Consider the following 24,786-nt stretch of genomic DNA (forward strand, 5'->3'; position numbering starts at 1 on the left):
GGACCGATCCCCACCCACACCCTCGGCTCTCCACGCTCGGCCGGCATCTCTCGGGAGGACCCCGATCATGCACAGACCGATCGCCGTACGCGGCCGCCGCCCCTTCCTGCTCACCGCCCTCGTCCTCGGGCTCGCCGGACTGACGCTCACCGTCCCGCCGGCCCCCTTCACCCCCGTCGCGCACGCAACCAGCGCTCCTCATCCAGCGCCGGCAAGACTGTCACCCGCGTCGACACCGGCATCCCCGTCCGCCTCGGACGACGACGCGTACTGGACCCCGCAGCGCATGGCGGCCGCCGAGCCGGTCGCGGGCGACACGGGTGGCCGGGCGGGGAGGAACAGCCTCCGCGCGGCGCGCCCGTCGGCGGAGGCGGACCCGGTTCCGCCCAGCCACCCGTTCGACGGCCTGCCACAAGTCGGCACGTTCTTCTGGACGGACGGGACCAACACCGGCCGCTTCTGCGGGGGGACGGTCGTCCGCAGCCCGCTGCGCAACCTCGTCGTCACCGCCGCACACTGCCTGCGCGCGCCCGATCCGAAGCGCCACCTGTCGTTCGTGCCGCAGTACCACGACGGCCTGAAGCCCCACGGGATCTACCCCGTCGACCGGATCTACCTCGACCAGCGCTACTACGACCTCGGTACGGACGGGGGCGCGCGCTGGGACTACGCGGTCGTACGACTCGGGGCGCGCGCCGACGGGGCCGAGGTGGAGGACGTCACCGGCGGGTACGACCTCGTCCCCTATCCCGGGTACGACCACCGGAACGTGCGGCTCATCGGCTACCCGGGCAACAGTGACACCACCCACCCCAAGCCGCTGGACTGCACGTCGTCCACGCACCGCTACACCAGCACCGACCCGGCCGCTCCCGGCGACTTCCTGGAGATCGCCTGCGCCGGCTATATCGGCGGCACCTCCGGCGGGCCGTTCCTCGTACGGGACTTCACCGGTTACGCCCTGATCGGGGTCATCGGCGGCTACCACACCGGCGGCGACTTCCCCGACGTCTCCTACAGTTCGTACTTCACCCTCGACACGCTGGCGCTCTACCTGCACGCCGTGCGCGGCGACACTCCGGCCGCACCCCGCACTCCCTCCTCCTGACAAGGCCTCGGCAGCGTCCCCTGTTAATCTCGGCAATGTCGCAAGAAAACCGGCTTTCCGGCGGAGAGCCGGTTTTCCGCACGGCAGATCTGCATTCCGGTCAGGCCGGCAATGGAAGGTGATGACCCGCGTTGGTGCCGTCGTTTCTCGCGTCCGCCCTGAATCGCCTCTTCCGGAACGAGTCATGGCGTCGGCTGCACGCACGGGCCGCATTCTGGGTGACCGTGGGCATGGGCGCGCTGCTGCTCACCGGCGCCGCTCTGACCGTCATCGCCGAATCAGGCGCGCCGCGGGCGAATATCACGTCGTACCCGAAAGCACTGTGGTGGTCGATCGAGACGGCGACCACGGTGGGGTACGGGGATTTCTATCCGGTGACGGTGTGGGGCCGGGTCATTGCGTCCCTTTTGATGCTGGGTGCCATTACGGCCTTCGGCGTCATCACGGCGGCCCTCGCCACCTGGTTCGTCGGCCGTGCGGAACGGGACGCGATCCGGCTGGGCAAGGCGATCGGCAGCCATGCGCGGGAGGACGCGGAGGCACTGCGGGCGGAGTTGCGCACGCTGCATGCGCGTTTCGACCACGTCGAGAACCTGATCAGGGGTCGCGGTCCGACCGCGCCTTCCTGACCGCTTCAGGAGCGTGGTCGACGGGGCTAAAGTGGTGCCGTGATCGATTCCTCCGACGTCCGCCGTATCGCCCTGTCCCTCCCGGAAACGGTGGAGAAGGAAGCCTGGGAGATGCCCACGTTCCGGGTGGCGGGGAAGATGTTCGTCACCGTTCCCGACGACGAGACGTCATGTGCCGTGCGTTGCCCCATCCACGAACGGCAAGAGCTGATCGCCGCGGAACCGCGCAAATTCTGGGTGCCGCCGCATGAGGCAGGTTCTCACTGGGTGCGAGTCCGGCTGGCCGAACTGGAGGACTTGGAGGAACTCCGGGACATCCTCGTGGATTCCTGGAAGCAGGCCGCCCCGGCCAGGCTGTTGGACAGCTTCCGCCCGAGCAGGAACGCGTAATCGAGAACGAGTGGTCGAGTGACCGGCTCGCGACGGCTACCTAGCCATGGTGACGGCGACGCAGATCGCTCCAGTCCAGGGCCTGGTTCGCTTTGATTTGGGAATGCTCCGCCGCCTCACGGATTTCGGCGAGGACATCGCCGTGCTTCTCGACCAGCTCTTCGTAGATGGGCGTGGTGCTGGAGGACTGCGTGGCGGTGGTCATGTCGGTGGTTCCTTCGTTCCGTTTACTGACGCTGGTTCGGCTCGGTAGGTATTCGCCGCCCCGGGAAGAAGGGAGCACCGGTGGGGTCAGCCGGCCCCGGCGGGTCGACTGAAACCTTGGTGCGCAAAGGGAGGTTGTCCCCACTGATACACCGCTCCCCCGTGCGGCGCTGGCCATCGTGTCATGCGCCTGGCGAGCATGCAAAGATCATCCCAGAGCCTGAGACCGTTGATCACCGTTGATGGTCGTACGCACGGTTTGTGCGTACGAAGGGTACGCGCGGACGGCTCACCGGGCCGGGGCGGGGCACGGTGCGTGCCCGCCGGAGCACCCACGATCCCGCGCTCGCCGCCCGCGCCCGGGAACGCTGCGGCTGGTCGGGGGACGCTGCGGCTTGGCGCGCCCGGGGTGGGCGGGCGGCTGCCAATACTGAGCGCATGCCGGAAATCGCGGAGGCGCGGGTGCGGAGAGCGGGGGCCGAATGAGCGCGCGAGAGGTGGCCGTCACGGGGCTGGGACTGGTGACGCCCGCGGGGGTGGGGGCCGCCGCCACCTGGCAGGGCTTGCTGAGGGGCGAATCCACCGCGGCGACCGAGCCGTCACTGGCCGGCCTCCCGGTCGACTTCTGCTGCCGGGTGCCCCACTTCGACGCTGCCGAGCAGCTCGGACGCCGGCTCTCCTGGCGTCTGGACCGGTGCGCGGCCATGGCCCTGGTGGCCGCCCGCGAGGCGGTGAAGGACGCCGGACTGGGCGCGGGCAACTGGGATCCCGTACGGGTGGGAGTCGTCCTCGGGGTGGGTACGGCGAGCATGGAGCGCTACGAGGCGGAGTTCACCAAGCTCACCGAGGGACGGGCCACGGACATCTCCCCGTTGGCCATTCCGCGCAGCGTGCCGAACATGGTGGCCGGCGAAGTGGGGATGGACCTCCAGGTGCGGGGACCGAACTTGACGGTCAGTACGGCCTGCGCGTCCGGGGCCACGGCCTTGGGGACGGCCCGCCAGCTGCTGCTCACGGATGCCTGCGATGTGGTGGTGGCGGGCGGCAGCGAATCGCTGTGCAGCCGGGTGCCGGCCGCCTGCTTCCACCAGATGGGCGCGCTGTCCCGGCGGGCGGACGATCCCGCGGGCGCGTCCCGCCCCTTCGACGCGGACCGTGACGGGTTCGTCCTGGCGGAGGGGGCCGGGGTGCTCGTACTGGAGCGGCTGGAGCACGCCCGGTCCCGCGGCGCCCGCCCCCGCGCCTACCTGTCCGGCTACGGGGCGTCGTGCGACGCGTACCACTTCACCGCGCCGCATCCGGAAGGGCGTGGGGCGGCCGAGGCGCTGTCGGCCGCGCTGGACGACGCGGGGATCGAGCCGGGCGACGTCCACCACGTCAATGCGCACGGCACGTCGACGGTCCTCAACGACCGGGCGGAGGCGCTGGCGCTGCGGCAGGTCTTCCGGCGGCCGCCGCCGGTGACCGCGGTGAAGGGGGCCCTGGGCCACTCGGCCGGTGGTGCCGGGGCGATCGAGGCGGCCTGCACGGTGCTGACGCTTGTGGAGCAGGTGATCCCGCCGACGGCGAATCTGCGGCGGCAGGATCCCGAGATCGAGCTCGATGTGGTAGCGAAGGTGCCACGGCCGTTGCCGATGGCGGCGGCGGTGAGCAATGCGTTCGGCTTCGGGGGCCAGAACGCCGTACTGGTCTTCCGCGCGGTGCCGTAGAGCCGTTCCGCCGTGGGGCCGGTGGGGGCGCACGGACGCGGCCGGAGGTCACGCGAATGCTCGTATTGCAACGGTGCGCCGGTGCGCCGGGGCTTCTGATCCCTGACACTTCGACATACTGCGAAGTATTCCGATAAATAGGAATAACGTCAGTGCCCCATGCCACAGCGCGGGCCCGCGGTGCGGACGCTACCGCGCCGCGGCCGGTGCGCGGTCGAAGGAGTGAGTCGTTGATCACGATCACCGGTGCCACCGGCTTTCTCGGCGCACAGCTCCTCGCCTCCCTGCTGCGCAGGGACGACCGTCCCGTCTGCGCCCTGGTCCGGGGTGATCCGGTCTCGGCCCGCGAACGACTGCTGAGGGCCGTACGCAGCACAGGCACCGGCCCCGGGACGGAAGCCGGATCCCGGGCTGTGTGGAACGCCGACGAGTTCCACCGGCGGGTCACCCCCGTACGCATCGAGCTGTCCGCCCCGCGACTGGGACTGTCCGAGGCGGAACACGCGGCACTGGCGCGGCGCACCCAGGAACTGTGGCACTGCGCCGCCGACACCAGCCCGCTGGGCCAGGCGGCGGCCCTCCACCGCACCAACGTGGAGGGCACCCGCCGCGTCCTGGAACTGCTCAGCGCCGGCGGGCGTACCGCGCGGCTGTTCCACATCAGCACCGCGTTCGTCGCGGGCAGGCGCCGAACGGGCCTGGTGTACGAGGACACACTGGACGAGCAGTACGGATTTGCCACCCTGTACGAGGAGTCCAAGTTCCGCGCCGAGAGCCTGGTGCGCGCATGGGCGCGGGCCGAGGGCCGGCCGGCGGTGGTCTTCCGCCCGAGTCTGCTGGTGACCGACCGGCCGCCCCAGGCGGGTGAGCCGCGCCACTGGCTGGCGGTCCAGGCGGCCCGGATCAGCATGCTGGAGCGACAGGATCCGGCGTTCGTCCTGCGCGCCGCCGGTCTGGCCGGCGACGACATCACCTTCCCCTATACGGCGCACGTGCCGGGACGGCCGGATGCCCTGGTCAACCTGCTCCAGGTCGACTGGGCGGTGGCGGCCATGCTGCGCTGCGCCGCCGCCCGCACCGCGAGGACGACGGTCGAACCGGAGTCACCGGTGGAGACGTACCACGTGACACACCCTCACGACTGCTCGGTGCAGGAGCTGGTGCGGACCGCCTTGAGCGGGTGTGACTGGCTTGATGTCACGCTCGACCCGGAGGTGACGGCCGACGGCATGCGGCCGCTGGAGCGGTTCCTGATCCGCCTGGCCGCCGGGCTGACTCCGCACTGGTGGTCCCGCCGCCACTACGACCGCACCCGCCTGGAGGCCGCGACGGCCGGCCTGGCACCTCCACCGGAGCTGTCCGGGGAGTACGTCCGCGCGGGCATGAGCACGCCCTCGTCGTCGGGGTTCTCCGCCCCTTCCCCCTCTCCCTCCTCCTCTTCCCCCTCGGCACAGAAGGGAGCCGTGACGGCTCGTGTCTGATCCCCGCCCGACGCACACTCCCCCTGCTTCCTCCGCCACCTACACCGTCATCTGCACGGCCCTCCACGAGACCTTCGGCATCGACACGGCCGAGCTGCATCCTGACGCGACGTTCGAGGAACTCGACGTCGATTCCCTCGCCCTCCTGGAATTCGCCCTCGTCATGGGCGAACGCCTCGGCGTGACCGGGGAGACCGAGCTGCGTCCAGGCATGACGCTGGCCGAGGCGACAGCACTCGTCGACACATACTCCCCGGCCGCGCACCCCACGTCCGCCGTGACTGCCGCGTCCAGTACGTGACCGAGCGGTTACCGCCCTCCACTCTCCCCGCTCCGCCTCACCCGCGATCGAGGTCGGGGCTGAGGGCGCCGGGGTTGAGGCCGGAGTCGAGGGGGGAACCCGTCCCCTCGATGTGACCGGATTTGACTGACGGTCCGTCATAACAGGGGGTGGCGCCCCGGGGACCGGTCTCGGGTTGACGAGAGCCGCGCCCCGGTGCCCACCAGTTGGCCCGCCCCGCCAGCCGCATCACCGACGGGACGAGCACCCCTCGCACCACCGTGGCATCGACCACGACGGCCAGTGCCAGGCCGACCCCCAGCTCCTTGAGCAGCAGCACGTCCGAGGAGGCGAGTGCGCCCATCGCCACGGCCACGGCGAGCGCCGCCGCGGTGAACAGCCGTCCGGTCCGCGAGATGCCGTGGACGATCGCCGCCGTATTGTCGCCCGTCGCCCGGTAGTACTCCTGGATACGGGAGAGCAGAAACAACTCGTAGTCCACGGACAGGCCGAATGCCACGCTGAACAGGAGCAGCGGAATGGTCATGTCGATCGTGCCGGTGACGGTGAAGTCGCCGAGCAGCGAACGTAGATGACCGTCCTGAAAGACGAAGACGATGCCGCCGAGGGCAGCGGTGAGGCTCAGGGCCGCCACCGCGAGCACCTTCAGCGGAATCAGCACACTGCGGGTGAACAGGAACACCACGGTCATGGTCCCGGCGGCGATCAGCCCCAGCGCCAGCGGAAGCCGGTCCGCCAACGCCGCCCGTGCATCGACGACTTGAGCGGCCCAACCGGCGAGATGCAGCGCGCCACCGGGCGCCGGCAGCCGGCGGACCGCGTGCACGAGCGCGGCGGCACGCTCCGACTGGGGATCGGGCCGCAGCGTCAACGTCACCACCGTGCCCCGCACCACGCGCCCGGTGGCTGCCGCGCCCAGCCCCGGAGCGTACGCTCCCCCGCCCGCCTCAGGGGTGTACGCTCCCCCGTCCCCCACTCGCCGCCCGCCCGCATACCGTCCCGTCGCGGGCACGGTCACCGTCGCCTGCCCCCGTACCCCGGCCAGCGCGGACAGCCTGCGCCCGTACGCATCCAGCGCCGCCCGGTCGGCCACCGGATCGACCCGTGGGAGGACCGCCACCAGGGTGCCCTCCGCGGACGTCCCCCACCCCCTGCGTACGAGGTCGGCGGTCGCATGCGAGGCGGCGCCGGCCGGCAGGATGCGTTCATCGGCGAGCCCGGGACGACCGTGCGCGAACGGCAGCACCAGCGCCGCCAGCACCACCATGCAGGCCGCTCCCCAGCACACCGGCCGCCGGGTGACCGCCCTCGCGACCGTGCGCCACAGCGGACTGTCCCCGCCGATCGTCGGCGCCGGCGCCCACCGGAACCGCCCCAGGGGATCCAACGCCGTGACCCGGCTCCCCCAGCGGACCAGTACCGCCGGCAGCACGAACACGGCGGTGACAGCGGCGAGTACGACCACCACCATGCCCGCGTACGCCATCGAGTGCAGGAACGAGAAGGGGAACACCAACAGCGCCGCCAGGGCCGCGGTGACCGTACCGGCCGACACCGCGACCGCACGGCCGGCCGTCACCACACTGGCCCGCGCCGCGTCCTCCGCGCCACGCCCACGGGCCTGCTCCTCGCGGAACCGGGCGACGATGAACAGGGCGTAGTCCACCGCCAGTCCGAACCCGAGCGCACCGATGAGGTTGACCGCAAAAACGGAGACGTCCGTGACGGCGGTGAGCACCCACAGCACCGCGAGCGCCCCCACCGCCGACACCCCGCCGACCAGCACCGGCAGGAACGCCGCCACCAGCGAACGGAACGCCAGGGCCAGGATCACGAAGGTCAGCGGTGCGGCGATCAGCTCGGCCCGCAGCAGGTCCGTACGCGCCTGCACGGTCGACTGCGCCAGGCTCCACGCCGGCCCGGTGGCCCGGATCGCGAACGGGCCGACCTCCCCGGTGTAGCGCGGCACGACCCGCTCGGCCGTACGCGCCGTGTCCGTCTCGCTCCCCTCCAGATCGACCAGCACGAGCGCGGCCCGCCCGTCCAACGACCGCAACCCCGCCGCACGACCGCGCTCAGGACCGCGAGCAAGATCACCACCGAGAGGACCACGAGGGCCGGGAGGACCGCCCCCGTCCGCCGCCGCCCAGTACGAGCGGACCCCGGCCACCCCTCCCTCAGCGGCCAGCCGCTCCGTCAGACGCCGTCCCGCGACGCGCACCGCCGGACCGTCCAGCGCATTCCGCGCCGATACCGGCCGTACCACCAGCACGAGTTCCGGACTGCCGGCACCGTAGCGAGCCGCCCAGGCCTCGGCCCGCGCCGAAGGCGTCCCCGACGCGGCCAGTCCGCCGACGGACAGCCGATCGGCCAGTCCCGAGGCCGCACACCCGAAGAGGACACTTAACACCCCCGCCACCACCAGCACCCGCCGCGGAAACCGCACCCCCCACTCCGCGACCCCCCACCGGCCCGTCGCGCCGCTTCCCTTGCCCATCACGCCATGGTCCGGCCGACCTACGGACGGACAGAGCTGACGCGCCGTCACCGGACACACACATGGAACGGATGGCGCACCATGAAGGGCGGACCAGAACTACGTCCCGGCTCCCGGCCCACGCCCCGCTACGATCACCCCGCTCCCCTTCCCCCCACGGAGGTCACCACCATGGCCCAGGCCCGTTACGTGCGCTTCCAAGGCACGACGCGCAGCCCGCACGGCCACTTCCCCGGCGTCTTCGCCCTCGCCAACGGGCTCGCGCGGGACGGCAGGCTGAGCGAGGAGCAGTACCGCTTCTGGCGCGCCGGCAACGACTGGTACGACGCCCATTACCCCAATCCGTCGGACACCGACCCACTCGTCTACGACCGGCAGCGGAACCCGGGCGCGGTGGCCTGGTTCAAGATCACCGCAACCCACCTCATCGACCGGGTGGACGGCTACCTGCACCTACTCGCCGCACACGGCGTGCCGTGCGAACGGCTGGAGTCCACCGATCCGGGCCACATCATCTACGAGGACGACGACCAGGTCGTGGTCGTACCCCGGCAGAAGGCAGGCGGCGACACGCCATCGGACCGGCGGGCGTCATCCGCTCATCTTTGATCTTGGTGAGGGGAATCTTGGTGAGGGATCTAGGCGAGGGGGATCATGGTGGGGGCCGATGGCCCCCGGGCGTTCCGGCTCGGTGCTCAGTGCGGGATGCCGTCGATGAGTTCGCGGGCGCCCTGGCGCAGCAGGGCCACGGCGACGGAGGTGCCGAGCGTTTCCGGGGTGAGCGGGCCGGCCCATTCGTGGGCGTTGAGGACGGTCTTGCCGTCCGGGGTGAAGACGCAGGCGCGCAGGGAGAGTTCGCCGCGCCGGTCGGTGGTGGCGTAACCGGCGATCGGGCTGTTGCAGTGCCCCTGCAGGACGTGCAGCAGCATGCGCTCGGCGGTGGTCTCCTGGAACGTCTGGGGGTGGCCCAGACCGCTGACCGCGTCGATGGTGTCGGTGTCGTCCTCGCGGCACTGGAGCGCCAGCACGCCCGCGCCGATCGGCGGGCACATCTCCTCGACGGAGAGGATCTGGGTGATCACGTCCGTACGGCCGATGCGCTCGAGACCCGAGACGGCCAGCAGCAGGGCATCCGCCTCGCCGGCCGCGAGCTTCTCCATGCGGCGGTTGGCGTTGCCGCGCATCGGCACGCACTGGAGGTGCGGGTGCGAGGCGGCGAGCTGGGCGATCCGCCGGACCGATGAGGTGCCGATCCGGGTGCCTGCGGGGAGCTCGTCGAGGGTGCGGCCGCCCGGGTCGATCAGCGCATCGCGGACGTCATCGCGCTCCAGGAACGCGGCGAAGGTCGTACCGGCCGGCAGCGGGCGGTCGCCCGGGATGTCCTTGACGCAGTGCACCGCGAGATCCGCCTCACCGGCCAGCAGGGCGGCGTCGACCTCCTTGGTGAACGCCCCCTTCCCCTCGACCTGGGAGAGCGCGCCCATCCAGCGGTCACCGGTGGTCTTGACCGGAACGACCTCGGTGGCGATGCCGGGGTGGAGGGCGGCGAGTTCGCTGCGCACCCGCTCCACCTGGGCCAGTGCCATCGGCGAGTCGCGGGAGACGATACGGATCAGTTCTGGGGCGGACATGAGCCCACGATAGACCGTCAGTTAGGGACGGCAGCCACCAGGAGGCCACCTGTGGGGTGTTTCCTCGGCGGCCGTTCCCGTCATCCGCGTGTTCGCGAGATACGGTCCCTTCATGTCCCGGTCAACACCCAGTTCCAGCGCCAGTTCCAGTTCGGGTTCCGATCCCGGTTCCGGTTCGAGTTCCGGTTCGAGTTCCGGTTCGAGTTCCGGTTCCAGCGCCGCTTCCGAGTCTCCTGCGTCCGCGTCCGTATCCCCGTCCCCGTCCTCCCCGTCCCCGTCCTCCCTCACCGTCACCGCGGACGACCTCGACCGGTGCGTGCAGCTCGCGGTGGCCGTACTGCGCGAGGCGCCCGCGGAGGTGTGGCAGCGGAAAGCCGGATCGCTGGAGTGGGACTGCTGGGAGACGGTCGAGCACCTCAGCGACGACCTCTTCGCTTACGCCGTCCAACTGGGGCCCAGAAAGCCGCCGTTGGGCGGTGAGGTGCCCTTCGTGTGGGAGAGCCGGCGGCCGGGCGGGCCCGCGAACGCCGTGCATGCCGACCGCGCGGCGGGGCCGGCGGGGCTGTTGCAGGTGCTGGAGGCGTGCGGTGCGCTGCTGGTCGCCATGGTGCGCACGACGTCTCCGGAGGTCCGGGCTCACCATGTGTTCGGGGCGTCGGACCCGGAGGGCTTCGCGGCGATGGGGGCGGTGGAGACCCTGGTCCACACCCACGATCTGGCCGAGGGGCTGGGGCTGACCTGGGAGCCGCCCGCCGACCTGTGCGCACGGGTGCTGGCCCGGCTGTTTCCTGACGCCCCGGGTGGTCTGAACGGTCCGGGTGAGCCGGGTGACCCGGGCGGTCCGGGTGATCCGGGCGGTCCGGGTCATCCGGGTGATTCGGGTGACGCGGAAGCCTCGTCGTCCCCCGGCCCCTGGGCCGTCCTGTTGTGGGCCACCGGACGCCGTGCCCTACCGGGGCACCCTCGTCGCACCAGTTGGCGCTGGGACAGCAGCGTTCGCCGATGAAGTCCAGGGTGAATGCGCCGACGGGGTGACGACGGGGCACGGCACGAGGCCCACCCTCAGTGCCGTGCCCACGGGTGCCGCAGCCGGATCCAGATGTCCCGGGCCCGCCGACCGGCCTCGGTGCGGCTCTTGGCCACGAGTGCCTGGGCCTGCTCCTCGGTCTCCACCATCGGTCCGGAGCCGCGCAGCGGTTTGCCCGCGGTCTCGTGCAGGAAGAAGGTGGCGATCAGCCCGATGAGGCCGGCCACCATCAGGTAGTACGCCGGGACCATGGCGCTGCCGGTCGCCTGCACCAGCGCGGACGCGAACAGCGGTGTCGTACCGCCGAAGAGCGAGACGGAGATGTTGAAGGAGATCGACAGTGCTCCGTAGCGCAGCCGGGTCGGGAAGAGGGCCGGCAGCGTCGAGGCCGACGTCCCCGCGAAGCACACCAGCAGCAGGCCCAGGATCAGGCATCCGAAGGCGGGCAGCAGGATGCCGCCGGCCCGGATGAGCAGCACCGCGGGCGCGGCGAGCAGGATCAGGGCGGCGCTGCCCGCCATGAAGACGGGCCGTCGGCCCCACTTGTCGGAGGTGCGGCCGACGGTGGTGATGGTGAGCACCACGACGATCATGGTGCCGAGCACCAGCAGCTGCGCGGTGAGGGGGTCCTCGCCGAGGGTCTCGGTCATGTACGTCGGCAGGTAGGAGGTCACCATGTAGTTGGTGACGTTGTAGAGCAGCACCAGGCCCATGCAGATCAGCACCGCCTGCCAGTGCCGGGTGAAGATCTCCTTCAGCCGTCCGTGGCCGGACTGGCGGGCCTCCTCGACCGGGTCCTCGCCCCCCGCGGCACGGGCCTCCTCCGCGTCGTGGTGTGCCTGTTCGGCCTCCCGCTGGAAGGCCGGCGTCTCCTCCAGCCGCAGCCGCATGTACAGGCCGATCAGGCCCAGCGGCCCGGCGACGAGGAACGGCAGCCGCCAGCCCCAGTTCACCAGACCGTCCGTACCGAGGACGCCGGTGAGCAGCGTGACCAGTCCGGAACCGAGCGAGTACCCGACGAAGGTGCCGAAGTCGAGCCAGCTGCCGAGGAAGCCGCGCCGGGTATCAGGGGCGTATTCGGCGATATAGGTGGTGGCTCCGGCGTATTCGCCACCGGTGGAGAAGCCCTGCACCAGACGGCAGATCAGCAGCAGAATCGGCGCGGCGAAGCCGATGGTGTGGTAACTGGGCAGAAAGCCGACCGCGAAGGTACTGATCGCCATCATGATCATGGTCGCGGCCAGTACGCGCTTACGGCCGATGCGATCGCCGAGCGGACCGAATACGAGGCCACCGAGCGGCCGGACGAGAAATGCCGCGGCAAATGTTGCGAACGTCGAGACGACCTGCGCCCCGGGCGAACTCGCCGGGAAGAACACCTTCCCCAGCGTGCCCGCCAGATAGGCGTAGACGCCGAAGTCGAACCATTCCATGGTGTTGCCCAGCGCGGCCGCCGAGACCGCCTTGCGGACCGCGGGCCGGTCCGTGACGGTGACGTCCTGGGCGCTCAGTGGGTGTTTGCGGCGGCGCAGCAGAATGCGCAGCATGCGGTCGGTCGCGGGCGTACCCCCGCGGGCCGGCTTCCGGCCCCGCCGCGGGGTCGGCGGTTGTTGACGTCCGGGGTTCATTTCATCCCGTCATCAGGGCGAGGTTTTCGGTATCACGAGCAGAGTGAGTCAGGCGTACTCACGTCCGCCGTTGTACTCAGCTCTGCTGTCTCCGGGCTGCTGTACTCGTGACGTCTCGCGTGTGCCCAGTGATCGCCGGACAAAACGGCCCACGACGGGAACAACTGCCTATCGCTTATCGAGAGTCATCACGCGGAACCCGGGGCCCGGAACCCGGAATACGGATCGCGGACACACCTCGCGAGTTCCTTCTCCATGCTGGGCGAATGCGGAGTGGTGAGAACTGAGCGCGTTCACTATTCCCTTGCCCCTTCCCGGTCGGGGAGGCATCCATGGTCCCGCGTGTCGCTCATCCGCGCTCGTCCGCGGGACGGATAAAGGACGGTGCCCGGACCGGCATGGGAGCCGGCCCGGGCACCGTCCGGTTGCAGCGGGACGAAAGGTGAGGACGGAGCAAGGACGAAGGAGGAACGAGGGCAGTTCAGGCACGCCTGTACGAGGAGAGGTGGGCGAAGACCACGACGTTGTCGACGTAGTCCCTGACCTTGCGGTCGTAGGCGCCCCCGCAGGTGATGATCCGCAGCGACGCGTCCGGCACATCGCCGTAGACCCGGTCGTTGGGGAAGTTCGCCTTGCTGAAGGTCTCCACGGAGTCGACCTTGAATGTGGCGATCATCCCGTCCTCACGGGTGATGTTGATCGTATTGCCGGGCTTGAGGGATTCGAGTTGCATGAACACCGCGGGTCCGGTCTTGGTGTCGACGTGACCGGCGATGATCGACGAACCGCGTTCTCCCGGCGAGGCCCCGTCCTTGAACCAGCCGACGAGGTTTTTGTCACCGGCGGGAGGAGCTTCGAGCTGGCCGGTCGGGCCGATGCCGAGCTGGGTGAAGGGCGCGTCGACCGCGATCTGCGGGATCGACAGCCGCTTCGGCGCGGAGCGGGGCAGAGCCAGTCCCGGAACGGCGGTCGGAGCGGATGAGGAGCCGTTCGCCCGGGGGTTCGCGGAGGCGGCCACGGCGTTGTGGGACTGCGACTTCGGATCCGCCGAGGTGTCGACGGAGTTGTAGACGAGGAGCGAGCCCAGCAGAAATGCTGCCGCGGACCACAACAGGCCGCGACCGACGGGGCGGGACGCGGGGGGCCGGGGCGGGTTCGTTTTCGGCTGGGGCGACTGCTGGGCGGTCATGTGCAGATGCCTTTCATGAACGGGCGGCGGCGGGTCGTGAGGAGGCGGTGGGAAACGCATGCGCCGCGGCCACCGTCCGCGAGGAACGGTGGCCGCGACGGCGCAGCGGCCTCCGTACGGGGCAGCCTTGTCAGGCCGTCGCAGAACCCGAGCCGGAACGGCGGCGCAGCATGTAGGCACCGGCGCCCAGACCACCGAGCATCAGCACGGAGCCGGCAGCCATGCTGCTGCCGGTCGCGAGGCCGCCACCACCGGTGTGGATGCCGCCGTGCGGCCGGCGGTGGTCGCCGTAGCCACCGTGGTCCCGGTCGCCGTAGCCACCGTGGTCCCGGTCGCCGTAGCCGCCGTGGTCCCGGTCGCCGTAGCCACCGTGGTCCCGGCCGCCACCGTCGCGTCCGCCACCGTCCCGGCCGCCGCCGTCACGTCCGTGGTCACGACCGCCGCCGTCCCGACCGTGGTCCCGGCCGCCGCCGTCACGTCCGTGGTCCCGGCCGCCGCCGTCCCGGCCGTGGCCGTCGCCGTAGCCGCTGCCCTGGTCCCAGTCGGCAAGCACGGCCTGGGCCAGTGCGCCGCCACCGGTGTGCACGCCACCGCTCGGCCGCCGGTGGTCGCAGTTGCGGCCCCAGCCGTAGCCACGACCGTGGTCCCGACCGTAGTCACGACCGTTGTCGCGACCGTTGTCCCGGCCGTTGTCCCGGCCATTGTCCCGGCCATTGTCGCGACCGTTGTCCCGGCCGTTGTCGCGACCGTTGTCGCGGCCATTGTCGCGGCCATTGCCACGGCCGTTGTCGCGACCGTTGTCGCGGCCGTTGTCACGGTCGCGGCCGTTGTCACGTCCGTAGCCACGGCCGTAGTCGCAACGGTTGCCGCGGCCGTGGTCACGGTCGCGATCGCGGTCGCCGTTCCTGTCGTGATCGTTGTTGCTGGCAGACGACCCGCTGCCCGAGGCAATATCCTCCATGATCATTGCGTGTGCGGCGGGCGCGGAGACTGCGAGGGCCGCTGTGATAGCGGCCGAAGCGAACAGGGTGCGGGCAGTGCGCATGGGGAGATGTTCCTTTCGGCGCGACTGCGAAGGCTGACTCTTTGTCGGCACATCGGATCGCAGTAGCGACGTGATCACCGTCAGCCGGATTGCGACCGCGCACCACCGGAGAACGTTGCATTCGAGGTACCCGATGGGCTCTTCGGGTGGCCGAAAGCAGCGGATTCACCCGTTGGACGGCGCGCGTCGTCGGCGTGTCGCACAACGAGTGGGCTAGGGGGCCGGGAGGGTAAATTCCCCAGCGGGATGGTTCACGACTGAACGACCGCGACCGCACTTTCGATGGCGCTGCAACCGCTGCTGCGGCGGTCATCCACGGCCGGGCGGCAGAGAACCCGACCCAGAGCGGTCGGCCGGGCCGCCACCCAACGGTGTCCCGAACTCCCCCTCATCGAGCCACAGTTGAGCACTCGCTGACGGGGTGTCATTTCGATCCACGCAGTACCGCTGCACCACAAAGAGCAGAGCGCCCGCCCCCCCACTGCCCTCCCGCCCATCCCCCGCCCGGAGTAATGCGTACGGCCAAGAGGCCGCCCGGGGAGGCGCCGGCTCGCCCCGCGTGTTCCAGCGCCGGCGGGCGAGGACCAACGGGCAGCCGCTCGCCGTATCAGCCGGCGTTCTCCCGAAGCGCCTCCTGGACGATGGCCTCCAGGCGGGCGTGGTGGGCACCGCGCCAGTAGACGCGGCCGCACGCGGTGCACTGCGCGAAGACGTCGTACGTACGCTGCGTGCCGTGCTGGAGTTGCTCGCGCACCGAGTCCTTGTCGGCGTCCGCCAGTTCGCCGTTGCAGGCGGTGCAGCGCGTCCACGGGGCCAGCTCGGGCGCGAAACGCCTCAGGACGTCGCGGAGTTGGTCGTCGGGCCGGTCGCTGTAGACGAACGCTCCCGCCCAGATCTCCCGTCGGCGCAGCAGCCCGCGGTCCCGGGAGAGCAGCACCCGCTGCTCCTTCGCCGAGAGCGCCGCCAGTGCGGCATCGCCCGGGTCCTCGTTCGTGTACGCGGCATCGACGCCCAGCAGCCGCAGCCGGCGGGCGAGGGTGCCGAGGTGGACGTCGAGCAGGAAGCGCAGCGGGGCACCGGGGACCCGTTGCGGGCGCTCGACGGCCCGCACCTCGATGCGCTCGCCCGCGCTCGGCACATGGGCGGGCGTCGCCTCGGCCCCGTCCACCACCAGACCGCCGACCTCGGTGAGCGGGACGCCCAGCGACTCGACCACATGGCCGAGCGTCGACGTCCCGTCGATCACCACGGGGGCATCCGCGGCACTGTGCTCTGCTGCGACGAAAACGTGCAGCTCAGGGGCGAAACTGAAGTGGACTACCGGTGCGTTCACGTCGCACAGCATGTCATCGGACGGGACGCACCGACCAGCAAATTCCGCCCCGGCGGACGCCTCCGCGGAACGGTCCCGGCCGGTCCCGCGGGTCGGGCGGTTCTCGCTACATACGGACCGTAGTGGTTCACTCCCCCGCTTGTGCACGGTGGAGCAGGCCCCGCTCCCCCGTCGCCCCTAGCCTCACTGCCACCCCACCAACATCACGAGCACGACCAACGAGGGGCGGTACCGGTGAACTGGCTCATCCATGACTACCGCGAGAACGATCTCGCCGAAGTGGTCCACCTGATCGACTCCACGGCCGACCTCGGGCAGGAGTCCGTCTTCTCGCTCGCCGAGTGCATCAGCGCGCTGACCTCGCGGCAGCCCGCCGTGGTGGCCGTCCACCAGGGAGCGCCCATCGGCGCCGCCCTGGCCTGCGTGGCGGGTGAGCGGGGCTGGGTGATGCGGATCGCGATCTCGTCGGCGTGGCGCGGCCGGGGCCTGGCGAGCGCGCTGCTGGTGGAGCTGGAGCGGCGGCTGATCGCGGCCCGGGTGAGCCGCATCGCGTACGTCCTGCCGGAGGAGGACCTGCTCGGTGAGGGGTTGCTGAACGCCGGCTACACGCGCCAGCCCGCGGTGGCCTACTTCGAGAAGGTCGAGCCGCACCACGGTCCGGCGGCCAGCCTCCTGGAGGACCTCGGCGGGCGGTTCCTGCCCGCCGACCTGTGGGCCAAGGTGGCAGGGATGGAGGCCGAGAAGGACCTGATCGAACGGCGGGTCGTGCTGCCGCTGGCGGAGCCGGAGCGGGCCGCCCGGCACGGGGTCCGGCCGCCGCGGGCGATCGCCCTGTTCGGCCCGCCGGGAACCGGAAAGACCACCTTCGCCCGGGCCATCGCCGCCCGTCTCGGCTGGCCGTTCGTCGAGCTGCTGCCGTCCCGGCTGGCCGACGAGGGCAATCTCGCGGCGGCGCTGCGCAGTGCGTTCGCCCGGATCGCGGATCTGGAACGGGTGCTCGTCTTCATCGACGAGGTCGAGGAGATCGCTCCGGTACGCCATGAGCCGGCCCAGCCGGGCGGGCTGCACGGCGTGACCAACGAGCTGCTCAAGCTGATACCGGGCTTCCGGGAGCGGGACGAACGGCTGCTGGTGTGCGCGACCAACTCGATCCGCTCGCTCGACCCGGCGTTCCTGCGCCCGGGCCGCTTCGACTACCTGATCCCGATCGGCACGCCGGACACCGTGGCCCGCTCGGCGATCTGGTCCCGCTACACCGACGGGCGGGCCGATGTGGACGTCGCGGCGCTGGTGGCGGCCAGTGAGCTGTTCACCCCGGCCGACATCGAACACGCCGCGCGGGTGGCCGCGCAGGCGTCGTTCGAGCGGGACCTGGAGTCGGTCGGCGCGGGGGCGGGCGCGCACGGCCGGTTCGGGGCGAGCACCGAGGACTACCTCGCCGCCATCGCCCAGTGCCGGCCGACCGTCACCCCCGCGATGATCGACGAGTTCGGCGCGGACATCACGGCCCACGCACGCTGCTGACGGCCGGGCCGGGGCCGAGTGCCCCGGCCCGGTCCGTGGCGCCCGCGGCCCGCCCCGGACGCGTACGTCCACCTCCGCCGCTCTCAGCAGCTCAGATTGTCGCCAGGTGTGGTGCCCAGGATCTGCACGAAGCTCGTGTAGTTGTTGATCCGGCTCTGCACCTGACCGGGGTTGCCTCCATTGCATTCGATGGACCCGTTGATGCTGCGGATGGTCTCCCCGAAACCGGCGCCGCTCACCATCGCCTGATGCGGCGTCATGGTTCCCGGTCCCTGCTGGGTGTTCCAGTACCAGAGCGCGGTCTTCCAGGCGACGGCGGGATCCTGCTCCACCAGGTAGGGGTTGTGCAGCAGATCGATGCCCAACGCGTCGCCCGCGGCCTTGTAGTTGAAGTTCCAGCTGAGCTGGAGCGGCCCGCGGCCGTAGTAGGCGGCCTGCCCGGCCGGGCACCCGTACGGCTGGCTGGCGTCGCAGTAGTGGGGGTAGTTGCTGGTGTTCTGCTCCACCACGTAGACGAGTCCGCCGGTCTCGTGGCCGACGTTGGCGAGGAACGCCGCGGCCTCCTGCCGCCGTACGGTGTCGCTCCCGGTGTTCGCGAACTCCGGGTAGGCACTGAGCGCCGCGGTCAGTCCGCTGTACGTGTAGAACGGATTCCGGTTCGGGAACATCTGGTTGAACTGCGCCTCGCTGACCACGAATTCCTCGGCTCGCGCATCGGCCCGGGCCCCGGCCGGAGCGGTACAGGAGGGACAGCCCGCCGCGGCCGCCGCGTGCCCGGTCGGGACGACGAGGGCGACACCGACGGCCAGGGTGGCGGCACTCAGTACCGCGGCCATACGTGTTCTCATTGCGAAACTCCTTCGCGCGGCCGACGGGCGCCGCGCGCCCCAGGAGGAGGACGGGGCGGGGCGGGACCGGACGGCCGCAGGGGTGGGGGGAGACAGGAATCGCGCGCACGCACACACAGAGACGAGCCGAGGTCTAGACCAACCGAAGCTCAACGGCAGGCTAGCCAGGCTCAGTTGGCCATGTCCAGACCAATGCGCGACTCTCCCGCTTCGTCGGAGAACACCTTGGAGAGCACCCCGGAGATCCCCCCTTCCCGGAGATCACCTCCCGGGATCGCTTCCCGGGCGGCCACCTCCCGACCGGCCACGTCCCGGACGGTCACCTCCCGGGCGATCACGTCGCCGACCCGCCCCTGTGCCACAGTGACCCCATGAACATGCGAACGATCGGACTGCTCGGCGGGATGAGCTGGGAGTCCACGGCGGAGTACTACCGGCTGCTCAACGAGCTCACCCGCGAGCGTCTGGGCGGCCTGCATTCGTCCAAGTGCGTGCTCTACTCCGTGGACTTCGCCGAGATCGAACGCCTGCAGGTCGAGGGTCGCTGGGACGAGGCCGCCGAGATACTCGCCGAGGCGGCCAAAGCGCTGGAGGCGGCCGGCGCGGACCTGCTGCTGATCTGCACCAACACCATGCACAAGGTCGCCGACCAGGTGGCCGCCGCGACCTCCGTCCCGCTCCTGCACCTCGCCGACACCACGGCGGAGGCGGTCCGCGCCCAGGGACTACGCCGCATCGGACTGCTGGGCACCGCCTTCACCATGGAGCAGGACTTCTACCGCGGCCGCCTGGCCCGCCACGGGCTCGACGTCCTCGTCCCGGACGCCCCCGGACGCAGCACCGTCCACAAGGTGATCTACGACGAGCTGTGCCTCGGCATCGTCCGCGAGGAGTCCCGGGCGTCCTTCCAGGCAGTCATCAACGACCTGGTCACGGCCGGCGCCGAAGGCATCGTGCTGGGCTGCACCGAGATCGAGCTGCTCATCGGCCCCGAACACAGCCCGGTCCCCGTCTTCCCCACCACCCGCCTGCACGCCGAAGCAGCCGTGGACCGCGCGCTGCAACCGTAGACCGCGCGCGCACCCCGCCGAGCACCACGCACACGAGCGTGCGACCCGACGGCAGGTCAGACGGCCCCACCGGCAACGCGCACAACTCCCCTCTCAACTACCCTTTCTCCACGAATTCTTGGGTGGCCCCGAGGTTTGAAGTGGCGACAGGTACTCTGACGTGGTGTCGCGTACCGAGTTAGAACGACTGGCCAGAATCCGGATGCAGGTCACCGGGGAAACGCTCGAACGCGCCATGGCCGTACTCCAGGGACAGGCCGCCGCACCGGACCCGGAGGCCGACCACGCCCCGGAGTCGGACCGCACCCTTCCGGATGTCGAGCCCGAGGCCACCGAGCCGGGCTTCGAACCCACCCTCGTCCCTGCGCTGGACGACGAACCAGCCCTGAGCGGCGACGGTGACGCCGAGCCTGCCGACCCCTCGGACGAAGGCGAGCCCCCGCCCCAGCGGCGGCCCCACCTGCGCGGGCTCTGACCGATGACCGGCTCGCCGCCCCACCTGTGCGTCACTCGCCCTTTGCGTCACTCGCCTCAGCATCACTCGCCGAAATCGCCGAATCGCACGTGGTCACTGCATCGCGCGTAGTCACTGCGGGCCGGGGGCCCTTTCTCGAGCACCGAGCGGCCGCGCGAGGAGCGGTGTACGGGGTGCCTGATGTCCGCCGCTGGCCAGCATGCGCACCTCACCCCGGTCACTGATCTCCGCGCGTACGATCCCCGATTCGTCCTCGTAGACCGGATACCCGCCCGCACCGGCCCGCTCGGTGCGACGGACGACCACCACGTCGTCCTCTACGGCGGGGGCTTGAAATACCAGCTCATAGCGTTCCGGGTAATCCATGGCGGCCTCCCGATACGGCTTGGCCCTTCCATCGTGACTCAGGCCCGCCGGGCGCGCCTCAGGAAAGCGCGCTAGGCACCTACGGAAAAACGCACGGGGCGATAACGGAGCGTGCGAGCCCCGCTCCCGTGCGCTGTCACGGGAGCGGGGCGGGTCCGAGAAGCGCCAGCAGCTCGGATAGTTACGGGCCCCACCGTACGGGCCACCACTGACAATCGCGGTCCGGAAGAGAGCATGATGTGCCGCGCGTACGACACCCGACAACAACTGGCCACCCGAAAATCGCCGTGGCGCGGCACCGGGGCATCACCCGATCAGGGGAGTCCCCTGCGGTCAACCCAGGGCCCTGACAAAACTGACTGATGCAGATGACCGCGGGCGAATGCAGAGAGCCGCAGGCGAATGCAGATAGCCGCGGGCGAATGCAGATGAATGCAGACGAATGCGCCAACCGAACCGAGAAAGCCCACCACACCCGGAAAGAGGTAGCGGAAAGTGACGAGGAAACCCCACTTCTCGATCGCGACGATCGCCCTGGATTGCCCGGACACCCACCAGCTGGCCGGCTTCTACGGAGGACTGCTGGGCTGGGACGTCACCGCCAGCGAACCGGATTGGGTGCTGCTCCGATGCCCGGACGGCGGCACCGGTCTCTCGTTCCAGTCCGAACCGGGCTACCGGCCACCGGTGTGGCCCGAACGCCCGGCGGAGCAACAGAAGATGCTGCATCTCGACATCCGGGTCGACGACCTCGACGAGGCCGAGCGGTACGCGGTCGCGCACGGCGCGGTCCGAGCCGAGCACCAGCCCCAGGACGATGTGCGGGTGCTGTACGACCCGGCGGGACACCCCTTCTGCCTCTTCCTCGACTGACCCACGCCCACCCCTCAACTCCCCCCGACTCCCCTCTCCCCACCTTCTCCCCGCCCTTCCTCGTCTTCCCCGTCTTCCCCTTCCGTCAGCTCGCCTGAGCTCACCGCCCCGGACGCGGAGCGTGTGGGAATGGACACATGCAGAGAGCGAATTCCGTGCACCGGACCATCGGTCCTGGCTGGTCAGGGAGTTGAGGGGGAGGCAGGGACGGGGGCCGGATCGCGCCATGTGAGCCACCGCGCCCCGCAGGCGGGGAGGCGTTGTCAGTGTCTGCCCCTAGCATTGCTCATATGTCCCCAACTCCTTCTGCCCATATGGGTGTGCCTGTCCCTGCCTCCGAGGCGAACGAATCGATTCGGCGGTTCGTGCGCGCGCGGCGCGGTCTGACCTGGACGGCGCAGGACATGGCGGAGTACGCGGCACTGCTGGAGGTCTGGACGCTGGCGGTACGGTCGGAGGACACGGACGTCGTGGTGGTCGAAGCGGCGTAAGAGCCCAGCACGCCCCGGACCATCAGGCAGGGAACCGGACGGGCTGGACACCGGACGGGCAGGACCCCAGGCAGGACACATGAGCACGCCACTCCCCGGCTTCGAGAGCTTCGGCACCCCCGCAGGAGGGCCGACAGCAGGAGAGCCCACAGCAGGAGAGCCCACAGCTGCGGGGAGCGAGCAGGCCTCCGGAGAGCAGGCCGGCAGCAGGACGACAGGCACCCGCCGGGAGATCGCCCCCGGCGCCGTACACGTCCCCGGCTGGCTGACCCTGGCGCAGCAGCAGACGCTGGTCGTCGCCTGCCGGGACTGGGCGCGCGGCCCCGTGCCGATCCGGCACACGAAGCTTCCGAACGGCGGCGTCATGTCCGTCCAGACCGTGTGCCTCGGCTGGCACTGGCAGCCGTACGCGTACACCCGTACCGCCGACGACGTGAACGGCGCCCGGGTCACCGAACTCCCCTCCTGGCTGGTCGAGTTGGGCCGCAAGGCCCTCGTCGCGGCATACCGGGACCAGGATCCCGCCGCAGCGGACACGTACCCGCCCCACACCTGCACCCCCGACACCTACACACCCGACACCGCACTGATCAACTTTTACGACGACCAGGCGAAGATGGGCATGCACCAGGACAAGGACGAGCGCTCGGACGCGCCCGTGGTGTCGCTCAGCATCGGCGACCGCTGCGTCTTCCGCTTCGGCAATACCGCGACGCGCACCAGGCCGTACACCGACATCGAGCTGGCCTCCGGCGACCTCTTCGTCTTCGGCGGACCGTCCCGCTTCGCGTACCACGGCGTGCCCAAGGTACGACCGGGCACCGGCGACCCCGCCACCGGCCTGGCCGGCGGCCGCCTCAACATCACCCTGCGCATGACGGGCCTCAAGGGCTAGAAGCCAGGGGAGGACGCAAGGGGCGGGGCTCAAGGGACGGGGCTCTCAAGGGGGCGCAAGGGTCAGGGCTCCGGGCGGATGACTCCCACGCCGGAAGCCCGCACACTGAACTCATGTGCCGCAGCATCAAGACGCTCCGCCCGCCCATCACCCCCGAGGTCACCGACGAGGACATCAGGGCCGCGGCCCTGCAGTACGTCCGCAAGATCTCCGGCTTCCGCGCCCCGGCCGCCCACAACCGCGAGGTGTTCGACCACGCGGTGGACGCGGTGGCGGCAGCGACCCAGGACCTGCTCAACGACCTACGGATCCGCGGCTCCGCCACCCGACAGCCCAGCCGGCCCTAGTCCCACCCGGCGCCGGAACACCACACGCACCCGCCCTGCTGGGCCACCCTCCCCTGCCTCACCCTCCTCCCCACTCGACCACCGCCTGCACCGGTAGGTGATCGCTCGGAAACTGACCGTGCGCGGAGTAGGTGTTGATCGTCGCGCGCCGGGTCCGGACGCCCGGCGAGGTGAGGATCCAGTCGATCCGGTCCCCGTCCGGCACCAGCGGCCGGTATCCGTGGAAGGTGCCGTACTGCGCGCTCCGCTCCTCGGCCGCGTCCCAGCTGTCGACGAGCGCCCCGCCGTGCAGCATCGCGTCGTACACGGGATTTCCGTGCGCCGCCACATTGAAGTCGCCGGTGACGATCCGGGGCGGTGCGGGGTCCAGTCCGTCCAGCCTTTCGGTGATCAACGCCGCGGACCGCTCCCGCGCATACTGATGCGCGTGATCCAGATGCGTATTGAGCGCGTAGAACTCGCTCCCCGTACGCAGATCCCGGAAACGCACCCAGGTGACCATCCGGATGACGGTGTTTCCCCAGGTCGCCGACCCGATCAGATAGGGAGTGTCGGACAGCCAGAAATGGTCGTACTCAAGCGGAGCGAGCCGTCCCACCCGGTAGAAAATCGCCGCGAATTCGTCCTTGCTGCCACCGCCCCGGCCGGTGCCCAGCCAGGCGTAGCGCGGCCCCAGGTCCTCCGCGATGTCGCGCAGCTGACCGTAGAGCCCCTCCTGGGTACCGAGCAGATGCGGGCCCTCCCGGCGAAGGAGGGCCCGCATCACGGGGCGGCGCTCGGCCCAGGAGTGCGGCCGGGTGTCGGAGGCGTAGCGCAGGTTGAACGTCATCACGCGCAGCGCCGGCCCGCGGTCGGCGGCGTACGCGGTCCCCGACCCGTACGCCGCCGTCGTCACCACCGGCCCGGCGACCGCCGCGGCCGCCACCGCCCGCACCACGGCCCGCCGTCGAAACCCCGACCCGGCCACATCCGTCATGTCAGTCATCCCCCACAGACTCGCGGAGACCGCGGTGGGCGGGAAGTGACCCGCGGGGGAACGCGCGCGGAATCAGCCTCAGCGGTCGCTGGCCGGCCCCCGCCAGTCCGCGTGCCGGATACGGGACAGCTCCCGCACCTCACCGACCGTCCCCCACTCGTCCCGGCCCAGCCGCGCCAACGGCTTCAGCCGGGAAATCTCGGGATGACCGTCCACCAGCGCGTCCTGCGAAACGGCCGCATGCACGACCCGTCCGAAAACGATGACGGAGTCCCCGATCCCCATGGTGGAGTGCACCTCGCACTCCAGCGCCACCGGCGAGGCCGCCACCCGCAGCGGCTTGACCCGCAGACTCGGCTCGGACTCGATCCCGGCCGCCTCGAATTCACTCACACCGTGCGGGAAATCGGTCGCCGTGTCATTGATCTGCTCAAAAAGCCCCTCGGACGCAAAATTCACCACGAATTGACCGGTCGCCTCGATGTTGAGCAGGGTGTCCTTCCGCCCGACCGAACTGAATTGCACGACGGGCGGCGCAACGCTGGCAATGTTGAAGAAGGAGTGCGGGGCGATGTTGTGCACCCCGTCCGCCGAGGTGGTCGACACCCAGGCGATCGGCCGCGGCACCACGGTGGCGGTCAGCAGCCGGTAGAAGTCGTTGCGGGACATGACAGCGGGATCAAAGTCAGTACGCATGCCGATCAGTATCCAGGTGGCGTCCGCGGACCGTACAGCGGATCCACGACACC

The 24,786-nt window shown here is 70.5% G+C and carries 28 protein-coding genes; 15 read left to right on the forward strand and 13 right to left on the reverse strand.

The annotated features are described in order from the left end of the window. Nucleotides 1–67: 67 nt before the first annotated feature. The 3 genes from V2J85_RS02470 (at nt 68) to V2J85_RS02480 (ending at nt 2,127) form a co-directional block, all read left to right on the forward strand. Nucleotides 68–1,108: a trypsin-like serine peptidase gene (locus V2J85_RS02470; RefSeq protein ID WP_330820492.1), complete on the forward strand. Its 1,041-nt coding sequence runs from the start codon at nt 68–70 to the stop codon at nt 1,106–1,108. A 230-nt stretch (nt 1,109–1,338) separates the two neighbouring features. Further along, entirely contained in the window at nt 1,339–1,737 is a 399-nt protein-coding gene (locus V2J85_RS02475) for a potassium channel family protein (RefSeq protein ID WP_330820493.1), read from the forward strand. A gap of 39 nt (nt 1,738–1,776) precedes the next feature. Then, nucleotides 1,777–2,127 (forward strand): MmcQ/YjbR family DNA-binding protein, encoded by a 351-nt coding sequence (locus tag V2J85_RS02480; RefSeq protein WP_261953340.1) that lies wholly within the window; start codon nt 1,777–1,779, stop codon nt 2,125–2,127. 40 nt (nt 2,128–2,167) lie between these two features. On the opposite strand, the gene V2J85_RS02485 is transcribed toward V2J85_RS02480, so the two are convergent. Then, nucleotides 2,168–2,332 (reverse strand): hypothetical protein, encoded by a 165-nt coding sequence (locus tag V2J85_RS02485; RefSeq protein WP_261953339.1) that lies wholly within the window; start codon nt 2,330–2,332, stop codon nt 2,168–2,170. A gap of 481 nt (nt 2,333–2,813) precedes the next feature. On the opposite strand from V2J85_RS02485, the gene V2J85_RS02490 reads away from it, so the two are divergent. The 3 genes from V2J85_RS02490 (at nt 2,814) to V2J85_RS02500 (ending at nt 5,822) form a co-directional block, all read left to right on the forward strand. Beyond that, entirely contained in the window at nt 2,814–4,040 is a 1,227-nt protein-coding gene (locus tag V2J85_RS02490; protein WP_261953338.1) for a beta-ketoacyl-[acyl-carrier-protein] synthase family protein, read from the forward strand. A gap of 230 nt (nt 4,041–4,270) precedes the next feature. Next, nucleotides 4,271–5,521, forward strand: a complete 1,251-nt coding sequence (locus V2J85_RS02495; RefSeq protein ID WP_330820494.1) for an SDR family oxidoreductase — start codon at nt 4,271–4,273, stop codon at nt 5,519–5,521. Then, nucleotides 5,514–5,822 carry an acyl carrier protein gene (locus tag V2J85_RS02500; RefSeq protein ID WP_261953336.1) on the forward strand — a complete coding sequence of 103 codons (309 nt, stop codon included), beginning with the start codon at nt 5,514–5,516 and terminating at the stop codon, nt 5,820–5,822. The genes V2J85_RS02495 and V2J85_RS02500 overlap by 8 nt, the downstream gene beginning before the upstream one ends. A 37-nt stretch (nt 5,823–5,859) precedes the next feature. Here V2J85_RS02500 and V2J85_RS02505 read toward each other — a convergent pair whose 3' ends face one another. Continuing rightward, a complete protein-coding gene (locus tag V2J85_RS02505) occupies nt 5,860–8,319 on the reverse strand; it encodes an MMPL family transporter (RefSeq protein ID WP_330820495.1) in 2,460 nt (819 codons plus the stop codon). Nucleotides 8,320–8,490: 171 nt separating this feature from the next. Here V2J85_RS02505 and V2J85_RS02510 point away from each other — a divergent pair, with 171 nt between their 5' ends. Then, on the forward strand, nt 8,491–8,928 hold the full coding sequence (locus V2J85_RS02510) for a hypothetical protein (protein WP_330820496.1): 438 nt from the start codon (nt 8,491–8,493) through the stop codon (nt 8,926–8,928). 86 nt (nt 8,929–9,014) lie between these two features. Here V2J85_RS02510 and hemC read toward each other — a convergent pair whose 3' ends face one another. Beyond that, nucleotides 9,015–9,950, reverse strand: a complete 936-nt coding sequence (gene hemC, locus V2J85_RS02515; RefSeq protein ID WP_261953333.1) for a hydroxymethylbilane synthase — start codon at nt 9,948–9,950, stop codon at nt 9,015–9,017. A gap of 21 nt (nt 9,951–9,971) precedes the next feature. Continuing rightward, the gene (locus V2J85_RS02520; protein WP_330820497.1) at nt 9,972–10,244 is read right to left on the reverse strand and encodes a hypothetical protein; all 273 of its coding nucleotides are present in this window, start codon (nt 10,242–10,244) and stop codon (nt 9,972–9,974) included. 22 nt (nt 10,245–10,266) lie between these two features. Between V2J85_RS02520 and V2J85_RS02525 the strand changes: the two genes are divergently transcribed. Beyond that, the gene (locus V2J85_RS02525) at nt 10,267–10,956 is read left to right on the forward strand and encodes a maleylpyruvate isomerase mycothiol-dependent enzyme family protein (protein WP_261953331.1); all 690 of its coding nucleotides are present in this window, start codon (nt 10,267–10,269) and stop codon (nt 10,954–10,956) included. Nucleotides 10,957–11,012: 56 nt separating this feature from the next. Here the strand turns inward: V2J85_RS02525 and proP are convergent, their stop codons facing one another. The 4 genes from proP to V2J85_RS02545 all read right to left on the reverse strand — a co-directional run bounded on the left by proP (nt 11,013) and on the right by V2J85_RS02545 (nt 16,184). Then, the gene (proP, locus tag V2J85_RS02530; protein WP_330820498.1) at nt 11,013–12,524 is read right to left on the reverse strand and encodes a glycine betaine/L-proline transporter ProP; all 1,512 of its coding nucleotides are present in this window, start codon (nt 12,522–12,524) and stop codon (nt 11,013–11,015) included. A 562-nt stretch (nt 12,525–13,086) separates the two neighbouring features. Continuing rightward, nucleotides 13,087–13,794, reverse strand: coding sequence for a class F sortase (locus V2J85_RS02535; RefSeq protein WP_261953329.1), 708 nt, complete (start codon nt 13,792–13,794; stop codon nt 13,087–13,089). Nucleotides 13,795–13,924: 130 nt separating this feature from the next. Further along, on the reverse strand, nt 13,925–14,755 hold the full coding sequence (locus V2J85_RS02540; protein ID WP_330820499.1) for a hypothetical protein: 831 nt from the start codon (nt 14,753–14,755) through the stop codon (nt 13,925–13,927). Nucleotides 14,756–15,446: 691 nt separating this feature from the next. Continuing rightward, entirely contained in the window at nt 15,447–16,184 is a 738-nt protein-coding gene (locus tag V2J85_RS02545; RefSeq protein WP_330820500.1) for a Mut7-C RNAse domain-containing protein, read from the reverse strand. Nucleotides 16,185–16,406: 222 nt separating this feature from the next. On the opposite strand from V2J85_RS02545, the gene V2J85_RS02550 reads away from it, so the two are divergent. Then, the gene (locus V2J85_RS02550) at nt 16,407–17,696 is read left to right on the forward strand and encodes an ATP-binding protein (RefSeq protein WP_261953326.1); all 1,290 of its coding nucleotides are present in this window, start codon (nt 16,407–16,409) and stop codon (nt 17,694–17,696) included. An 83-nt stretch (nt 17,697–17,779) separates the two neighbouring features. Here the strand turns inward: V2J85_RS02550 and V2J85_RS02555 are convergent, their stop codons facing one another. Together V2J85_RS02555 and V2J85_RS02560 are read right to left on the reverse strand one after the other, a co-directional pair. Beyond that, a complete protein-coding gene (locus V2J85_RS02555) occupies nt 17,780–18,544 on the reverse strand; it encodes a chitinase (RefSeq protein ID WP_330820501.1) in 765 nt (254 codons plus the stop codon). Between the two features lie 170 nt (nt 18,545–18,714). After that, nucleotides 18,715–18,906, reverse strand: a complete 192-nt coding sequence (locus tag V2J85_RS02560; protein ID WP_261953324.1) for a hypothetical protein — start codon at nt 18,904–18,906, stop codon at nt 18,715–18,717. Between the two features lie 15 nt (nt 18,907–18,921). On the opposite strand from V2J85_RS02560, the gene V2J85_RS02565 reads away from it, so the two are divergent. Next, nucleotides 18,922–19,614 carry an aspartate/glutamate racemase family protein gene (locus tag V2J85_RS02565; RefSeq protein WP_330820748.1) on the forward strand — a complete coding sequence of 231 codons (693 nt, stop codon included), beginning with the start codon at nt 18,922–18,924 and terminating at the stop codon, nt 19,612–19,614. 163 nt (nt 19,615–19,777) lie between these two features. Further along, a complete protein-coding gene (locus V2J85_RS02570) occupies nt 19,778–20,089 on the forward strand; it encodes a hypothetical protein (protein ID WP_330820502.1) in 312 nt (103 codons plus the stop codon). A gap of 111 nt (nt 20,090–20,200) precedes the next feature. On the opposite strand, the gene V2J85_RS02575 is transcribed toward V2J85_RS02570, so the two are convergent. Continuing rightward, nucleotides 20,201–20,455, reverse strand: a complete 255-nt coding sequence (locus V2J85_RS02575) for a DUF6296 family protein (RefSeq protein WP_261953322.1) — start codon at nt 20,453–20,455, stop codon at nt 20,201–20,203. A gap of 495 nt (nt 20,456–20,950) precedes the next feature. On the opposite strand from V2J85_RS02575, the gene V2J85_RS02580 reads away from it, so the two are divergent. The 4 genes from V2J85_RS02580 (at nt 20,951) to V2J85_RS02595 (ending at nt 23,061) form a co-directional block, all read left to right on the forward strand. After that, nucleotides 20,951–21,328 carry a VOC family protein gene (locus V2J85_RS02580; RefSeq protein WP_330820503.1) on the forward strand — a complete coding sequence of 126 codons (378 nt, stop codon included), beginning with the start codon at nt 20,951–20,953 and terminating at the stop codon, nt 21,326–21,328. A gap of 320 nt (nt 21,329–21,648) precedes the next feature. Then, nucleotides 21,649–21,819 (forward strand): hypothetical protein, encoded by a 171-nt coding sequence (locus V2J85_RS02585; protein WP_261953320.1) that lies wholly within the window; start codon nt 21,649–21,651, stop codon nt 21,817–21,819. 79 nt (nt 21,820–21,898) lie between these two features. Beyond that, entirely contained in the window at nt 21,899–22,714 is an 816-nt protein-coding gene (locus V2J85_RS02590) for an alpha-ketoglutarate-dependent dioxygenase AlkB family protein (RefSeq protein WP_330820504.1), read from the forward strand. Nucleotides 22,715–22,827: 113 nt separating this feature from the next. Further along, nucleotides 22,828–23,061 (forward strand): DUF2277 domain-containing protein, encoded by a 234-nt coding sequence (locus V2J85_RS02595; RefSeq protein ID WP_261953318.1) that lies wholly within the window; start codon nt 22,828–22,830, stop codon nt 23,059–23,061. Nucleotides 23,062–23,119: 58 nt separating this feature from the next. Here the strand turns inward: V2J85_RS02595 and V2J85_RS02600 are convergent, their stop codons facing one another. Continuing rightward, the gene (locus V2J85_RS02600; protein ID WP_261953317.1) at nt 23,120–24,046 is read right to left on the reverse strand and encodes an endonuclease/exonuclease/phosphatase family protein; all 927 of its coding nucleotides are present in this window, start codon (nt 24,044–24,046) and stop codon (nt 23,120–23,122) included. A gap of 69 nt (nt 24,047–24,115) precedes the next feature. Beyond that, on the reverse strand, nt 24,116–24,733 hold the full coding sequence (locus tag V2J85_RS02605; protein WP_330820505.1) for a flavin reductase family protein: 618 nt from the start codon (nt 24,731–24,733) through the stop codon (nt 24,116–24,118). Between the last annotated feature and the right edge of the window lie 53 nt (nt 24,734–24,786).

Origin of the sequence: Streptomyces bugieae (assembly GCF_036352915.1) — a bacterium.
Lineage (GTDB): Bacteria > Actinomycetota > Actinomycetes > Streptomycetales > Streptomycetaceae > Streptomyces > Streptomyces endophytica.

What these genes read in the sequence shown, in the direction of transcription:
- V2J85_RS02470 (WP_330820492.1), top strand. Translation starts at nt 68, where the DNA reads ATGCACAGACCGATCGCCGTACGCGGCCGCCGCCCCTTCCTGCTCACC.
- V2J85_RS02475 (WP_330820493.1), top strand. Translation starts at nt 1,339, where the DNA reads ATGGGCGCGCTGCTGCTCACCGGCGCCGCTCTGACCGTCATCGCCGAA.
- V2J85_RS02485 (WP_261953339.1), bottom strand. Translation starts at nt 2,332, where the DNA reads ATGACCACCGCCACGCAGTCCTCCAGCACCACGCCCATCTACGAAGAG.
- V2J85_RS02490 (WP_261953338.1), top strand. Translation starts at nt 2,814, where the DNA reads ATGAGCGCGCGAGAGGTGGCCGTCACGGGGCTGGGACTGGTGACGCCC.
- V2J85_RS02505 (WP_330820495.1), bottom strand. Translation starts at nt 8,319, where the DNA reads ATGGGCAAGGGAAGCGGCGCGACGGGCCGGTGGGGGGTCGCGGAGTGG.
- V2J85_RS02510 (WP_330820496.1), top strand. Translation starts at nt 8,491, where the DNA reads ATGGCCCAGGCCCGTTACGTGCGCTTCCAAGGCACGACGCGCAGCCCG.
- hemC (WP_261953333.1), bottom strand. Translation starts at nt 9,950, where the DNA reads ATGTCCGCCCCAGAACTGATCCGTATCGTCTCCCGCGACTCGCCGATG.
- proP (WP_330820498.1), bottom strand. Translation starts at nt 12,524, where the DNA reads ATGCTGCGCATTCTGCTGCGCCGCCGCAAACACCCACTGAGCGCCCAG.
- V2J85_RS02535 (WP_261953329.1), bottom strand. Translation starts at nt 13,794, where the DNA reads ATGACCGCCCAGCAGTCGCCCCAGCCGAAAACGAACCCGCCCCGGCCC.
- V2J85_RS02540 (WP_330820499.1), bottom strand. Translation starts at nt 14,755, where the DNA reads ATGGAGGATATTGCCTCGGGCAGCGGGTCGTCTGCCAGCAACAACGAT.
- V2J85_RS02545 (WP_330820500.1), bottom strand. Translation starts at nt 16,184, where the DNA reads ATGCTGTGCGACGTGAACGCACCGGTAGTCCACTTCAGTTTCGCCCCT.
- V2J85_RS02555 (WP_330820501.1), bottom strand. Translation starts at nt 18,544, where the DNA reads ATGAGAACACGTATGGCCGCGGTACTGAGTGCCGCCACCCTGGCCGTC.
- V2J85_RS02565 (WP_330820748.1), top strand. Translation starts at nt 18,922, where the DNA reads ATGCGAACGATCGGACTGCTCGGCGGGATGAGCTGGGAGTCCACGGCG.
- V2J85_RS02575 (WP_261953322.1), bottom strand. Translation starts at nt 20,455, where the DNA reads ATGGATTACCCGGAACGCTATGAGCTGGTATTTCAAGCCCCCGCCGTA.
- V2J85_RS02590 (WP_330820504.1), top strand. Translation starts at nt 21,899, where the DNA reads ATGAGCACGCCACTCCCCGGCTTCGAGAGCTTCGGCACCCCCGCAGGA.
- V2J85_RS02595 (WP_261953318.1), top strand. Translation starts at nt 22,828, where the DNA reads ATGTGCCGCAGCATCAAGACGCTCCGCCCGCCCATCACCCCCGAGGTC.
- V2J85_RS02600 (WP_261953317.1), bottom strand. Translation starts at nt 24,046, where the DNA reads ATGACTGACATGACGGATGTGGCCGGGTCGGGGTTTCGACGGCGGGCC.
- V2J85_RS02605 (WP_330820505.1), bottom strand. Translation starts at nt 24,733, where the DNA reads ATGCGTACTGACTTTGATCCCGCTGTCATGTCCCGCAACGACTTCTAC.